The sequence below is a fragment of the Nocardioides sp. genome (assembly GCF_041600255.1).
Classification (GTDB): Bacteria; Actinomycetota; Actinomycetes; order Propionibacteriales; family Nocardioidaceae; genus Nocardioides.
In genome coordinates this window covers 1-13,075 of record NZ_JBFIKK010000015.1, presented here as the reverse complement: position 1 = coordinate 13,075, position 13,075 = coordinate 1, and the positions used below count along the sequence as shown (strand labels likewise).

Below are 13,075 nucleotides of genomic sequence, written 5' to 3'. Positions count from 1 at the left end.
TCAGCGCTGAGGGCAGTCACCCCACGGGGTGGCTGCCCTCGCGCCATTTCGTCCCCGATCCCGCCACTAGGGTGGACGCCATGCCAGTCGACCAGTCGCTCGTGGGGCGGGCCTTCCCGCCGACCAGGCCGTACGCCGTCTCCGAGGAGAAGGTGCGCGAGTTCGTGACCGCCACCGGCGGCACGTACGCCGGTGGGCCGGCGCCCGCCACCTTCCCGATCGTGCTCGCCTTCGAGGCGATGAACGCCTTCCTCGCCGCCGAGCAGATCGACCTGTTCCGCATCGTGCACGGCGAGCAGAAGTTCTCCTACGAGCGCCCGATCGTGCCGGGCGACGTGCTCACCGCCATGCTGAGCGTCGCGAGCCTGCGCCAGATCGGCGGCAACGACATCATCGGCACCACCAGCGAGATCACCGACGCCGACGGCGCCCTGGTCTGTGCCACCTCCGCCACCCTGGTGCACCGGGGCGAGGCATGAGCGCCCTCCAGTCGGGCGCCGAGCTCGCCACCCAGCGCTACGTCGTACGACGCGCGGACCTGGTCCGCTACGCCGGTGCCAGCGGCGACTTCAACCCGATCCACTGGTCGGACCGGGTGGCCACGGCCGTCGGACTGCCGGGCGTGATCGCGCACGGCATGTTCACGATGGCGCTGGTCGCCCGCGCGGTGGACCTGTGGGCCGACGGCGCCGAGGTCGTCGAGCTCGGCTGCAAGTTCACCAACCCGGTCGTCGTGCCGGACGACGACGAGGGCGTCGAGGTCGAGGTGGCCGGCGTGGTCAAGGACGTCGCCGAGGGCCGCACCACGATCGCGCTCACCGTCACCTGCCAGGGCCAGAAGGTCCTCGGCATGCCCAAGGCCGTGCTGCGTGGCTGAGTTCCTCCGCGAGCACACCACGCTGCGGCTCGGCGGCCCGGCACGACACTGGGTCACGGCCACCTCCGAGGACGAGCTGGTCGCTGCGGTCTCTGCAGCCGACGAGGCGGGCGAGCCCGTGCTGGTGCTCGGCGGCGGCAGCAACCTCGTGGTCGGCGACCAGGGCTTCTCCGGCACGGTCGTGCAGATCGGGACCCGCGGGATCGACGCCGATGTCGAGGCCGGTGAGGGCGCCTCGTGCTCGGGTGCCACCGTGACCGTCGCAGCCGGAGAGCGCTGGGACGACCTGGTCGCCCACGCCGTGGACGCCGGCTGGACCGGGATCGAGGCGCTCTCGGGGATCCCCGGCCAGGTCGGCGCGACGCCGATCCAGAACGTCGGCGCCTACGGGCAGGAGGTCGCCCAGACGATCGCGTCGGTGCGCACCTGGGACCGGCACGACCGCGCGCAGCGGACCTTCGCAGCGGCCGACTGCGGCTTCGGCTACCGGACCAGCCGGTTCAAGGCCGAGCCCGGCCGCTACGTGGTGCTCGCCGTGACCTTCCAGTTCCGCCAGGGCACGCTCGGCGCTCCCGTGGCCTACGCCGAGCTCGCCCGGACCCTCGGCGTCGAGCAGGGCGAACGGGCCCCGCTGACCGCGGTGCGACAGGCCGTGCTGGGCCTGCGCGCCGGCAAGGGGATGGTGCTCGACCCGGCCGACCACGACACCTGGAGCGCCGGTTCGTTCTTCACCAACCCGGTGGTCGCCCCCGACGTCGTCCCGCCGGGGGCGCCGGCCTGGCCTCAGCCCGACGGCAGCGTGAAGACCAGCGCCGCCTGGCTGATCGAGCACGCCGGCTTCGCCAAGGGGCACGGCAACGCGGCGGTCAGTCTGTCCACCAAGCACACGCTGGCGCTGACCAACCGGGGGCACGCCACCGCCGCGGACCTGCTGGCGTTGGCCCGCGAGGTCCGCGACGGTGTCGAGCAGCGCTTCGGGATCCGGCTCGTCAACGAGCCGGTGCTGGTCGGCTGCGACCTCTGAGGCCCGGCGGCCGTCCGCCGCCCGGGTGCCTCAGGGGTAGGTCGTGATGGACGTCGTGCTGGTGCCGATCAAGGCGATGCTGATGATCGCGAGGATGGCGAGCACGCCGAGCGCCAGCAGCACGGTGCCGATGATGCCCATGATCTTCCCGGCGTTGGCCATGTCGCGGCCGCCGTACATGCCGGGGGAGGCGTCGATCTCGCGCACGGCCTTGGCGCCCGTGGTCCAGGCGAACGGCGAGAGCACGAGGGTGAGGCCGCCGCAGGCCAGGATCCCGATCAGGCCGACCAGGCCCAGCACCAGCGCGGTGGTGGCCGATGGGTGGTTCGGCGGTGTGGCGCCCGGCGTCTGCTGGCCGTAGGCGCCCGGCTGCTGGCCGTACGCGCCGCCCTGAGGTGCACCGTACGGCGAAGCCGGGGGCTGGCCGTACGGGTTCTCCTGCGGCTGGCCGTAGGGATTCGGCGTGGCCGGACCCTGGCCGTAGGGGTTGGGCGGTGTCGGGCTCTGGCCGTACGGGTTCGGCTGCTCGGGCTGCTGGCCGTACGGGTTCTGCTCCGGGTTCTCCGGTGAGTCGGGCGTCGTCATGACGCCATCGTGGCAGGCTCCGCCGCCAGCCACGCATCAACCTCGCCGATCCAGCCCGTGACCAGCTCCGCCGGCGCCCGCGATGCTCGGAACGACATCCGGGCCAGTTCGGCCAGTCGGGCGTCGGACAGGTCGTGGGCGGCGCGCATCGTGGCGTACTGGCCGGCCAGGCGGGAGCCGAAGAGCAGCGGGTCGTCGGCGCCCAACGCCACCGTCGCCCCGGCCTCGAGCAGGGTGGGCAGCGGCACCGAGGTCAGGTCGGAGTAGACCCCGAGCGCGACGTTGGAGACCGGGCACACCTCCAGGGCCACCCCCGCCTGCACGATCCGGTCGAGCAGCTCGGGGTCCTCGGCCGACCGGACCCCGTGGCCGAGCCGGTCGGCGTGCAGCTGGTCGAGGCAGGCCCGGATGCTGTCCGGTCCGAGCAGCTCCCCACCGTGCGGCGCGAGCAGCAGCCCCGCCCGCTCGGCGATCGCGAACGCGGCCGCGAAGTCGCCGGTGGTGCCGCGCCGCTCGTCGTTGGAGAGCCCGAAGCCGACGACGCCCCGGTCGACGTACTGGGCGGCGAGGCGGGCGAGCGTTCGCGCGTCCAGGGGGTGCCGGGTGCGGTTGGCCGCGATCACGACCGCCATCCCCAGCCCGGTCGCCGCGGAGGCGTCGCGGACCGCGTCCAGGACGAGGTCGGTGAAGGCGGTCACGCCCCCGAACCTGGCGGCGTAGCCACTCGGGTCGACCTGGATCTCCAGCCACCGGCCGCCGTCGAGCACGTCGTCCTCGGCCGCCTCGCGCACCAGCCGGCGTACGTCGTCCTCGGTGCGCAGCACCGACCGTGCGACGTCGTAGAGCCGCTGGAAGCGGAACCAGCCCTTCTCGTCATGGGCCGACAGGGCCGGCGGCCACTGCGAGACCAGCGAGTCGGGCAGCGCGATCCCGTCGCGCTCGGCCAGCTCGAGCAGCGTCTCGTGGCGCATCGACCCGGTGAAGTGCAGGTGCAGGTGCGCCTTGGGCAGCTGGTGCAGGTCCCGCGGGACCGCGCCGGCCGAGGAGTCCTGGCCCACTCAGGCGAAGAGCTTCTGCAGCCGGGTGATGCCCTCGACCAGGTCGTCGTCGCCGAGCGCGTAGGAGAGTCGCAGGTAGCCGGGGGAGCCGAAGGCCTCGCCGGGCACGATCGCCACCTCCGCCTTGTCGAGGATGTACTCCGACAGCTGGGCCGAGGTCTCGATCAGGGTGCCCTCGTGCTCACGGCCGAGCAGCCCCTTGACCGAGGGGTAGGCGTAGAACGCGCCGTGCGGGGTGGGGCAGACGACGCCGTCGATCTCGTTGAGCATCGAGACCATCAGCTTGCGGCGGCGCTCGAAGGCCACCTTCATCTCGTCCACGGCGGTCAGGTCCCCGGAGACGGCCGCGAGGGCGGCACGCTGGGCGACGTTGGAGACGTTCGAGGTGGCGTGCGACTGCAGGTTGGTGGCGGCCTTGACCAGGTCGGTCGGCCCGATCATCCAGCCCACCCGCCAGCCGGTCATCGCGTAGGTCTTGGCGACCCCGTTGACGATCACGCAGTGCTCGGCCAGCTCGGGGCAGAGCACCGGGAGCGAGCCGGTCTCGACGCCGTCGTAGACGAGGTGCTCGTAGATCTCGTCGGTCAGCACCCACAGCTGGTGCTCCTCGACCCAGGCGCCGATGGCCCGGATCTCGTCGGCCGTGTAGACCGCGCCGGTCGGGTTGGACGGGGAGACGAAGAGCAGCACCTTGGTGCGCTCGGTGCGCGCGGCCTCGAGCTGCTCGACGGTGACCTTGTAGTCCTGCGTCTCGTCGGCGAGCACCTCGACGCTGACGCCACCGGCGAGCTGGATCGACTCCGGGTACGTCGTCCAGTACGGCGCCGGCACGATCACCTCGTCGCCCGGGTCCAGCATGGTCGCGAACGCGGCGTAGATGGCCTGCTTGCCGCCGTTGGTGACGAGGACCTGGCTCGGCTCGACGGAGAGGCCGCTGTCGCGCAGCGTCTTCTCGGCGATCGCCTTCTTCAGCTCGGGCAGGCCGCCGGCCGGCGTGTAACGGTGGTTCTTCGGGTCGCGGCAGGCGTCGACCGCCGCCTCGACGACGTAGTCGGGGGTGGGGAAGTCGGGCTCCCCGGCGCCGAAGCCGATCACCGGGCGGCCCTCGGCCTTGAGGGCCTTCGCCTTGGCGTCGACCTTGAGGGTGGCCGACTCGGCGATGGAGCCGATTCGCTGCGAGACGCGACGGTCGCGGGCTCCTGCGGAGGCTCCCGGGGTCGTGGTGGTGCCGGGCTGGTCAGGCGAGGTGGCGGTCATGGCACCATCGTAGAGGCGGCCTGCGGGAGCCGAGCGAGGTGTTTCACCTCGCCGGAACGTCGGGTGTCGGGGCCGGTTTGGACTCGACCTCGGTCTTCCCCGTAGACTCCACGTTTGGTGGTTTCCCACATGCTGCGGCATGCCCGGAACAGGGCGCGTCTCAGCGGGAAGTCGCGGAGGGCACTAGCTCAACTGGCAGAGCATCGGTCTCCAAAACCGAAGGTTGGGGGTTCAAGTCCCTCGTGCCCTGCACAACACAGCAAGACAACTGGTCGGGCCCGACCAGCTGGTCGGACGAGGAGAGGTGACGAGCGTGTCGGAGAGCAAGGCGGTCCCCGCGCGGGACGGCAAGACCGACAAGCGCACGCCGCCGCTGACCTTCTACCGCCAGGTGGTCGCGGAGCTGCGCAAGGTCGTCTACCCGACCCAGGAGCAGCTGGTCACGTACTTCATCGTGGTCATGGTCTTCGTCCTCTTCATGATGGCGCTGATCTCGGCCCTCGACCTGGGCTTCGGCAAGCTCGTCTTCGCGGTCTTCGCCGGCAACGGAGCCCAGTGACCACGTCCGGTTCGCCGGACCCCGTAATCAGCACCTCAATGCGACAGCGAAATGACGGAGCAACACGTGTCTGAGCAGTACGACTCGGTCGAGACCGAGGAGACCACCGACGTGGCCGCCCAGGATGAGGCGGACACGACCGAGGAGACCCCCGAGGTCGCCGAGGTCGAGACGGACTCCTCCGACGACGACGCCGCCGGGGAGGTGACCGACGCGGAGAGCTCCGAGGCCGAGACCGCCGGTGACGACGCCGAGGCCGACGACGAGGACCCGCTCGAGGCGTTCCGCCGCGAGCTGTGGGCCAAGCCCGGTGACTGGTTCGTGGTGCACACGTACTCCGGCATGGAGAACCGGGTGAAGTCGAACCTGGAGAACCGCATCATCTCGCTGAACATGGAGGACTACATCCACGAGATCGTGGTCCCCACCGAAGAGGTCGCCGAGATCAAGAACGGCCAGCGCAAGATGGTCAAGCGCACCGTTCTCCCCGGGTACGTCCTGGTCCGGATGGACCTGACCGACGAGTCCTGGGCCGCTGTTCGGCACACCCCCTCGGTCACCGGCTTCGTCGGTCACAGCCACCAGCCGGTGCCGCTGAGCATGACCGAGGTCGAGAACATGCTGGCGCCGGCCGTCGTGGCTCGCGCCGAGGCCGAGGCGGTCGCCGCCGGCACCTCGACCCCGTCGAGCGGTGGCGCCACCAAGCGGACCGTCGAGGTCGCCGACTTCGACGTCTCCGACTCGGTGATGGTGGTGGACGGCCCGTTCGCCACCCTGCACGCGACGCTCACCGAGATCAATGCCGAGTCGCAGAGGGTCAAGGCCCTCGTCGAGATCTTCGGCCGGGAGACCCCGGTCGAGCTGAGCTTCAGCCAGATCCAGAAGGTCTGACGCTCACCGCACCACCGCACGATCGCACCACCCAGCAACACCCAGATGGATCGGGACGGACGCTCCGGCGTACGCCCCGAGATCAGGTGGCAGAGCAGAGTCCCGGCCCAGGCCGGCGGCCGAGCTCGTCGAGACCACGAAGCAGCCAAGTTCAAGAAGGACCCACGAATGCCTCCCAAGAAGAAGATCGCTGCACTCGTCAAGGTGCAGCTGCAGGCCGGGGCAGCCACTCCCGCTCCGCCCGTCGGTACCGCTCTCGGTCCGCACGGCGTGAACATCATGGAGTTCTGCAAGGCCTACAACGCGCAGACCGAGTCGATGCGCGGGAACGTCATCCCCGTCGAGATCACGATCTACGAGGACCGCTCGTTCACGTTCATCACCAAGACCCCGCCTGCCGCGGAGCTCATCAAGAAGGCTGCTGGCCTGAAGAAGGGGTCGGGCGTTCCGCACAAGGAGAAGGTCGGCAAGCTCACCAAGGACCAGATCCGCGAGATCGCCACCACGAAGCTCCCCGACCTGAACGCGAACGACATCGACGCCGCGATGAAGATCGTCGAGGGCACCGCTCGTTCCATGGGCGTCACCACCGACTGACCTCGCCGTCGACCGGAGTCGTTCCGGACAGGCATTCAGCACACACAGCACCTGTGGCAGGGCCGCGCTGGCCCATCGAAGACCACACCTGGAAGAAGAGAGACCAGACATGCAGCGCAGCAAGACCTACCGCGAGGCGGCCAAGTCGTTCGACAAGGACGAGCTCCACGCCCCCCTCGCCGCGATCAAGATCGCCAAGACCACCAGCAAGAAGAAGTTCGACGAGACCGTCGACGTCGTCATGCGCCTCGGGGTCGACCCGCGCAAGGCCGACCAGATGGTCCGCGGCACCGTCAACCTGCCGCACGGCACCGGCAAGACCGCTCGCGTCCTCGTGTTCGCGAACGGCGAGAAGGCCGAGGCCGCTCGTGAGGCCGGCGCCGACGTCGTCGGTGGCGACGAGCTCATCGAGAAGGTCAACGGCGGATGGCTCGACTTCGACGCCGTCGTCGCGACCCCGGACATGATGGGCAAGGTCGGCCGCCTCGGTCGCGTGCTCGGCCCGCGTGGCCTCATGCCGAACCCGAAGACCGGCACCGTGACCACCGACGTGGCCAAGGCCGTCTCCGACATCAAGGGCGGCAAGATCGAGTTCCGCGTGGACCGTCACGCCAACCTGCACTTCATCATCGGCAAGGCCTCCTTCTCGGAGAGCCAGCTGGCCGAGAACTACGCCGCTGCCCTCGAGGAGGTGCTGCGGCTCAAGCCGGCCAGCTCCAAGGGCCGCTACCTCAAGAAGGTCACGTTCTCCACGACCATGGGCCCCGGCGTCCAGGTCGACCCGAACCGGGTCAAGAACGTCGCCGTCGAGGACGAGGCAACCGCCTGATCGTCCCCTGACGACTGCAGCGTCGACCCGCCCCGGACACCGGGGCGGGTCGTCGCCATTTCGGGGTGGGTCCGGCTGCCCCGGCTCAACCCGCCGGTCGTACGTAGGTACGGTCGCGGATCGAGCCGACGCCGTCGATGACGACCAGCTTGCCCTGGGTCAGCACCCGGATCGTGAACTTCCCGTCGCGGGGCGGACCGCCCGGCACTCCCGGCGCTGCCATGGCCCGAACGGGCCACTCGATTTGGCGTGAGCTGCGGCGAGGGCGTACTGTTCCGCGAAGAAACCAGAGACCGCCGGTGATCGTGTCGCATCAGCAACACGTTCGAAGGTTCCGCGAAAGCGGACGGCCAGCGCAGGTGCCAGAGCAGAGCCACTCACGTGGTGTCCACGCCCTGAGCCACTGCGCTCGGGGCGTTCGTCTTTCTCCGGGGCTGTGCGGTGGTCTCCCAGTCCGGAAGGAGACCCATGGCGCGGGCAGACAGGCAGGCCGCCGTCGCGGAGATCGTTGAGCACTTCAACGACGCCGACGGCGCCGTACTGACCGACTACCGCGGTCTCACCGTGAAGCAGCTGCAGGACTTGCGGCGCTCTCTCGGTGCGAACGCCAACTACGCCGTGGTCAAGAACACGCTGGCCAAGATCGCCGCCAATGAGGTGGGCATCTCCGGCTTCGACGACCTTCTCACCGGCCCGACTGCCATCGCCTTCATCAACGGCGACGTGGTCGAGGCGGCGAAGGGTCTGCGTGACTTTGCCAAGGCCAACCCCACCCTGATCATCAAGGGTGGTGTCCTGGACGGCAACATCCTCGACGCTGCACAGATCGCCAAGCTGGCCGATCTGGAGTCGCGCGAGGTGCTCATGGGCAAGCTGGCCGGTGCGATGCTCGCGTCGCTCAGCCAGGCCGTCTACCTGCTCAACGCCCCGCTCGCACAGGCTGCCCGGCTCGCCGGCGCCCTGCAGGCGAAGGCCGAGCAGGACCCCTCGATCCTCGCAGGTGGTGCCGGTACGCCGGTCGCCGCCGAGGAGGCCCCGGAGGCTGCTGCAGCCGACGAGGCTCCCGCTGACGAGGTGACCGAGGCCCCCGAGGCCGAGGCCACCCCCGAAGAGGGCGAAGCAACCGAGGCCTGACCCAGGCCGACGTACCCACCACCTGTCACCTCGACCCGCGGATGCTCCACGGGTCACAGATTGGAAGGAAACGCCACCATGGCGAAGCTCACCACCGACGAGTTGCTCGACGCGTTCAAGGACATGACGCTCATTGAGCTGAGCGAGTTCGTCAAGCAGTTCGAAGAGACCTTCGGCGTCACCGCCGCTGCCCCCGTGGCCGTTGCTGCTGCGCCCGCCGCTGGCGGCGCTGCCGGCGGCGACGACGCTGTCGACCAGGACGAGTTCGACGTGATCCTGGAGTCGGCCGGCGACAAGAAGATCAACGTCATCAAGGAGGTGCGCGCGCTCACCTCCCTCGGTCTCAAGGAGGCCAAGGACCTGGTCGAGGCCGCCCCCAAGGCGATCCTGGAGAAGGTCGACAAGGCTGCGGCCGACAAGGCCAAGGAGGCCCTCGAGGGCGCCGGCGCCTCGGTCACCGTCAAGTGACCTCACGCTGAACCAGTCGCTCAGGGCGGCCACTTCTTCGGGAGTGGCCGCCCTGAACGCATTTCTCACGGCTCCCCGCATCAGCCGATCGGCGGAAATCGGACACCCGGTCGCCCCGATGGCCCCCTAACATGTGACGAGGCTCGCGGGGTCGCGTAACCTCACCGCGGGAGTCGCGTTGTTACTGGTCAGTGGGACAGGTAACAGTGCGCCCGTTGACTGGCCCGGGGCTTCTGGCGCGGGTCCGAATCAAGTGCTGGGTCGAAGGGGAGTTCTGACAGATGGGCGTAGAGATCAAGGTCGACGACCTCTCCAAGTCGTTCGGCAAGCAGCTCATCTGGGGTGACGTCACACTGACCGTCCCCGCGGGCGAGATCTGCGTCATGCTCGGCCCGTCGGGAACCGGCAAGTCCGTCTTCCTGAAGACCCTGATCGGTCTGCTCAAGCCCGACAAGGGCTCGATCATCATCGAGGGCACCGACATCGCGAGCTGCTCCGAGAAGGAGCTGTACGAGATCCGCAAGCTGTTCGGCGTGCTGTTCCAGGACGGCGCGATGTTCGGCTCGATGAACCTCTACGACAACGTCGCCTTCCCGCTGCGTGAGCACACCAAGAAGACCGAGTCCCAGATCCGCGACGTGGTGATGGAGAAGATGGACCTCGTCGGTCTGATCGGCGCCGAGGACAAGCTCCCCGGCGAGATCTCCGGCGGTATGCGCAAGCGCGCCGGCCTGGCCCGCGCCTTGGTCCTCGACCCCGAGATCGTGCTCTTCGACGAGCCGGACTCCGGCCTGGACCCGGTGCGTACGTCGTTCCTGAACCAGCTGATCATCGACCTGAACGCGCAGATCGACGCGACGTTCCTGATCGTGACCCACGACATCAACACCGCCCGGACGGTCCCGGACAACATCGGCCTGCTCTACCACAAGCACCTGGCCATGTTCGGTCCGCGCGAGATGCTCCTCTCCTCCGAGGAGCCCGTGGTCCGTCAGTTCCTCAACGCCCAGCGCGTCGGCCCGATCGGCATGTCCGAGGAGAAGGACGCCGACGAGCTCGAGGCGGAGAAGGACCAGGAGCTGCCGCCGCTTCCCCCCATCCCGCTGCAGCAGGAGCCCTCCAACGGCATCCCGCGTCGCAGCCAGCGTGAGCCCGGTGCCTGGTGTCGCGAGAACGGCGTCACGCCGCCTCCCGGCTCGTTCACCGAGGGCATGTCCATGGCGATCGGCGGCTGACCGGGTGGCCACACTGACCGCCAGCCGGGCCCTCGCTCCGGTGGGGACCGCTGGCAAGCTCTTCGCCTTCGGGCTGGACGTGGGACGCAGCCTCTTCAAGCGGCCCTTCCAGACCCGCGAGTTCCTCCAGCAGGCCTGGTTCATCGCCTCGGTGACGATCATCCCGACCGCTCTGGTCGCCATCCCCTTCGGCGCGGTCATCGCGCTCCAGGTCGGTGGACTGATCAAGCAGTTCGGCGCCCAGTCCTTCACCGGCTCCGCCGCGGTGCTGGCGGTGGTGCGAGAAGCGGGCCCGATCGCCACGTCGCTGCTGATCGCCGGCGCCGGCGGCTCGGCCATCGCGGCCGACCTCGGCGCCCGCAAGATCCGCGAAGAGCTCGACGCCATGATGGTGCTCGGCATCGACCCGATCCAGCGCCTCGTCGTGCCCCGCGTGCTCGCCTGCATGCTCGTCGCGTTCTTCCTCAACGGCCTGGTCAGCGTCGTGGGTGTGGCCGGTGGCTACGTCTTCAACGTCGTGTTGCAGGACGGCACACCAGGGGCCTATCTAGCGAGCTTCACAGCGCTCGCACAACTACCAGATCTGTGGCAAGGCATGGCGAAGGCGCTCGTCTTCGGTCTGATCGCGGCCATCGTCGCCTCCTACAAGGGGATGAACGCCGCGGGCGGTCCGAAGGGCGTCGGTGACGCCGTGAACGAGTCGGTCGTCATCTCCTTCCTCCTGCTCTTCGTCGTCAACTTCGTGATGAGCGCGATCTACTTCCAGCTCGTTCCTCCAAAGACGGGTTAGCGCGATGGCCAACCTCAAGGCGGTCTACGACCGCCCCCTCAAGACTCTCGACACCCTGGGTGAAGAACTCGCGTTCTACATCCGGGCTCTGGCGTGGACCCCGCGCACGATCCGCCGGTACAAGAAGGAGATCCTGCGGATCCTGGCCGAGGTCACCCTCGGCTCCGGTTCGCTCGCGGTCATCGGTGGCACCGTCGGCGTCATCACCGCCCTGTGCTTCTTCACCGGGACCGAGGTCGGCCTCCAGGGCTACGCAGCCCTCAACCAGATCGGCACGGCTGCGTTCTCCGGGTTCGTCTCGGCCTACTTCAACACCCGTGAGATCGCCCCGCTGGTCGCCGGCATCGCGCTCGCGGCCACCGTCGGCTGCGGTTTCACCGCGCAGCTGGGCGCCATGCGGATCTCCGAGGAGATCGACGCGCTCGAGGTGATGGCGATCCCGTCGCTGCCCTTCCTGGTGACCACCCGGATCATCGGCGGTCTGATCGCGATCATCCCGCTGTACGTCGTCGGCCTGCTGTCGTCGTACTTCGCCACACGCCTGACCGTGACGCAGTTCTTCGGGCAGAGCACCGGCACCTACGACCACTACTTCAACCAGTTCCTGCCCCCGGGTGACGTGCTGTGGTCGTTCGGCAAGGTCCTGGTCTTTGCCGTCGTCGTCATCCTCATCCACTGCTACCACGGCTACACCGCCTCCGGCGGTCCCGCCGGTGTGGGCGTGGCGGTGGGTCGCGCCGTGCGAACCAGCATCGTCGCGATCAACGTCATCGACCTGTTCCTGTCGATGGCCATCTGGGGCACCACCACGACCGTGCGATTGGCCGGGTGACCCATGCGTCCCATGCAGAGCCACAAGATCCTCGGCATCGTCTTCCTGGCGATGCTGATGGGTGGGGTCTACCTCACCTACGGAATCTTCTCGAAGAAGTGGGTCGACTACGAGCGGGTGACGCTGCAGAGCTCGAACATCGGGCTGCAGCTCCCCGAGCGTGCCGACGTCAAGATCCGCGGCGTCATCGTCGGTGAGGTGCTCGACTTCACCAGCACCTCCGACGGTGCCGAGCTCACCCTGGGCATCTTCCCCGACGAGCTGGACACCATCCCGGAGGACGTGACCGGGTCGATCATCCCCAAGACGCTCTTCGGCGAGAAGTTCGTCTCGCTCGAGATCCCGGACGACTCCGGCGACGTCGAGCCCATCGAGGCCGGTGCGGTCATCCCGCGCAGCGAGGTCTCGATCGAGGTCGAGAAGGTGCTCGCGGACCTCTACCCGTTGCTCCGTGCGGTGCAGCCCGCCGAGATCAACGTGACGCTCAACGCCATCGCCACCGCCCTGGAGGGGCGCGGCGACCTGATCGGTGAGAACCTCGAGACCGTCGACAGCTACCTCAAGCGGTTCAACCCGCAGGTGCCGGCACTGATCGAGGACCTCCGCCTGACGGCGCAGGTCTCCGCGACGTACGCCGACGTGCTGCCGGAGATCGCCACGATCCTGCGCAACACCATCACCACGACCGGCACCCTCGAGGAGCGCGACGTCCAGCTGCGCGCCCTGTACACGAACGTCGCGTCCTTCTCGGGGACGGCCAAGCGGTTCCTCGACGACAACGGCGACAACCTGATCCGGCTCAGCGACGTCAGCGCCGCCCAGCTGAAGGTCTTCGCCAAGTACGCACCCGAGTTCCAGTGCCTCACCCGAGGCATCGTGAACGCCGGCAAGCTGCAGGCCGAGGCGTTCCGCGGGTTCGAGCTGCACATCGTGCTCGAG

17 protein-coding genes and 1 tRNA gene are annotated in these 13,075 nt (G+C 68.9%); 14 read left to right on the top strand and 4 right to left on the bottom strand.

The features are described from left to right. Positions 1-80: 80 nt before the first annotated feature. Genes ABZE72_RS03335 through ABZE72_RS03325 form a run of 3 tightly spaced genes read left to right on the top strand, consistent with a single transcriptional unit; the run spans position 81 to position 1,901 of the window. Entirely contained in the window at positions 81-479 is a 399-nt protein-coding gene (locus tag ABZE72_RS03335; RefSeq protein WP_372727601.1) for a MaoC family dehydratase N-terminal domain-containing protein, read from the top strand. Beyond that, positions 476-877, top strand: coding sequence for a MaoC/PaaZ C-terminal domain-containing protein (locus ABZE72_RS03330; RefSeq protein ID WP_372727600.1), 402 nt, complete (start codon positions 476-478; stop codon positions 875-877). The genes ABZE72_RS03335 and ABZE72_RS03330 overlap by 4 nt, the downstream gene beginning before the upstream one ends. Continuing rightward, the gene (locus ABZE72_RS03325; protein WP_372727599.1) at positions 870-1,901 is read left to right on the top strand and encodes a UDP-N-acetylmuramate dehydrogenase; all 1,032 of its coding nucleotides are present in this window, start codon (positions 870-872) and stop codon (positions 1,899-1,901) included. The genes ABZE72_RS03330 and ABZE72_RS03325 overlap by 8 nt, the downstream gene beginning before the upstream one ends. A gap of 30 nt (positions 1,902-1,931) precedes the next feature. Here the strand turns inward: ABZE72_RS03325 and ABZE72_RS03320 are convergent, their stop codons facing one another. The 3 genes from ABZE72_RS03320 to ABZE72_RS03310 all read right to left on the bottom strand — a co-directional run bounded on the left by ABZE72_RS03320 (position 1,932) and on the right by ABZE72_RS03310 (position 4,801). Then, positions 1,932-2,486 carry a DUF4190 domain-containing protein gene (locus ABZE72_RS03320; protein ID WP_372727598.1) on the bottom strand — a complete coding sequence of 185 codons (555 nt, stop codon included), beginning with the start codon at positions 2,484-2,486 and terminating at the stop codon, positions 1,932-1,934. After that, positions 2,483-3,457 carry an adenosine deaminase gene (locus ABZE72_RS03315; protein WP_372727626.1) on the bottom strand — a complete coding sequence of 325 codons (975 nt, stop codon included), beginning with the start codon at positions 3,455-3,457 and terminating at the stop codon, positions 2,483-2,485. The genes ABZE72_RS03320 and ABZE72_RS03315 overlap by 4 nt, the downstream gene beginning before the upstream one ends. A gap of 87 nt (positions 3,458-3,544) precedes the next feature. Further along, the gene (locus ABZE72_RS03310) at positions 3,545-4,801 is read right to left on the bottom strand and encodes a pyridoxal phosphate-dependent aminotransferase (protein ID WP_372727597.1); all 1,257 of its coding nucleotides are present in this window, start codon (positions 4,799-4,801) and stop codon (positions 3,545-3,547) included. Between the two features lie 177 nt (positions 4,802-4,978). Here ABZE72_RS03310 and ABZE72_RS03305 point away from each other — a divergent pair. The 5 genes from ABZE72_RS03305 (at position 4,979) to rplA (ending at position 7,677) form a co-directional block, all read left to right on the top strand. Then, positions 4,979-5,051: transfer RNA gene (locus ABZE72_RS03305), tRNA-Trp, on the top strand. Between the two features lie 63 nt (positions 5,052-5,114). Further along, on the top strand, positions 5,115-5,360 hold the full coding sequence (gene secE / locus ABZE72_RS03300; protein WP_372727596.1) for a preprotein translocase subunit SecE: 246 nt from the start codon (positions 5,115-5,117) through the stop codon (positions 5,358-5,360). A 51-nt stretch (positions 5,361-5,411) separates the two neighbouring features. After that, positions 5,412-6,251: a transcription termination/antitermination protein NusG gene (nusG, locus tag ABZE72_RS03295; RefSeq protein WP_372727595.1), complete on the top strand. Its 840-nt coding sequence runs from the start codon at positions 5,412-5,414 to the stop codon at positions 6,249-6,251. 168 nt (positions 6,252-6,419) lie between these two features. Next, complete coding sequence (gene rplK / locus ABZE72_RS03290; RefSeq protein ID WP_185252473.1) at positions 6,420-6,848, top strand: 50S ribosomal protein L11; 429 nt, start codon at positions 6,420-6,422, stop codon at positions 6,846-6,848. 109 nt (positions 6,849-6,957) lie between these two features. After that, positions 6,958-7,677, top strand: coding sequence for a 50S ribosomal protein L1 (rplA, locus tag ABZE72_RS03285; RefSeq protein WP_372727594.1), 720 nt, complete (start codon positions 6,958-6,960; stop codon positions 7,675-7,677). An 85-nt stretch (positions 7,678-7,762) separates the two neighbouring features. Here rplA and ABZE72_RS03280 read toward each other — a convergent pair whose 3' ends face one another. Next, complete coding sequence (locus tag ABZE72_RS03280) at positions 7,763-7,900, bottom strand: hypothetical protein (RefSeq protein ID WP_372727593.1); 138 nt, start codon at positions 7,898-7,900, stop codon at positions 7,763-7,765. 245 nt (positions 7,901-8,145) lie between these two features. On the opposite strand from ABZE72_RS03280, the gene rplJ reads away from it, so the two are divergent. From rplJ to ABZE72_RS03250, 6 genes are all read left to right on the top strand, one after another. Next, on the top strand, positions 8,146-8,811 hold the full coding sequence (gene rplJ, locus ABZE72_RS03275) for a 50S ribosomal protein L10 (protein WP_372727592.1): 666 nt from the start codon (positions 8,146-8,148) through the stop codon (positions 8,809-8,811). Between the two features lie 78 nt (positions 8,812-8,889). Then, positions 8,890-9,279 carry a 50S ribosomal protein L7/L12 gene (rplL, locus tag ABZE72_RS03270; RefSeq protein WP_372727591.1) on the top strand — a complete coding sequence of 130 codons (390 nt, stop codon included), beginning with the start codon at positions 8,890-8,892 and terminating at the stop codon, positions 9,277-9,279. A 281-nt stretch (positions 9,280-9,560) separates the two neighbouring features. Further along, on the top strand, positions 9,561-10,514 hold the full coding sequence (locus ABZE72_RS03265; RefSeq protein WP_372727590.1) for an ABC transporter ATP-binding protein: 954 nt from the start codon (positions 9,561-9,563) through the stop codon (positions 10,512-10,514). 4 nt (positions 10,515-10,518) lie between these two features. After that, positions 10,519-11,304 carry an MlaE family ABC transporter permease gene (locus ABZE72_RS03260; protein ID WP_372727589.1) on the top strand — a complete coding sequence of 262 codons (786 nt, stop codon included), beginning with the start codon at positions 10,519-10,521 and terminating at the stop codon, positions 11,302-11,304. Between the two features lie 4 nt (positions 11,305-11,308). Further along, complete coding sequence (locus ABZE72_RS03255; protein ID WP_372727588.1) at positions 11,309-12,136, top strand: MlaE family ABC transporter permease; 828 nt, start codon at positions 11,309-11,311, stop codon at positions 12,134-12,136. 3 nt (positions 12,137-12,139) lie between these two features. After that, positions 12,140-13,075: MCE family protein (locus ABZE72_RS03250; RefSeq protein ID WP_372727587.1), on the top strand; the 936-nt coding region annotated here is incomplete at its 3' end.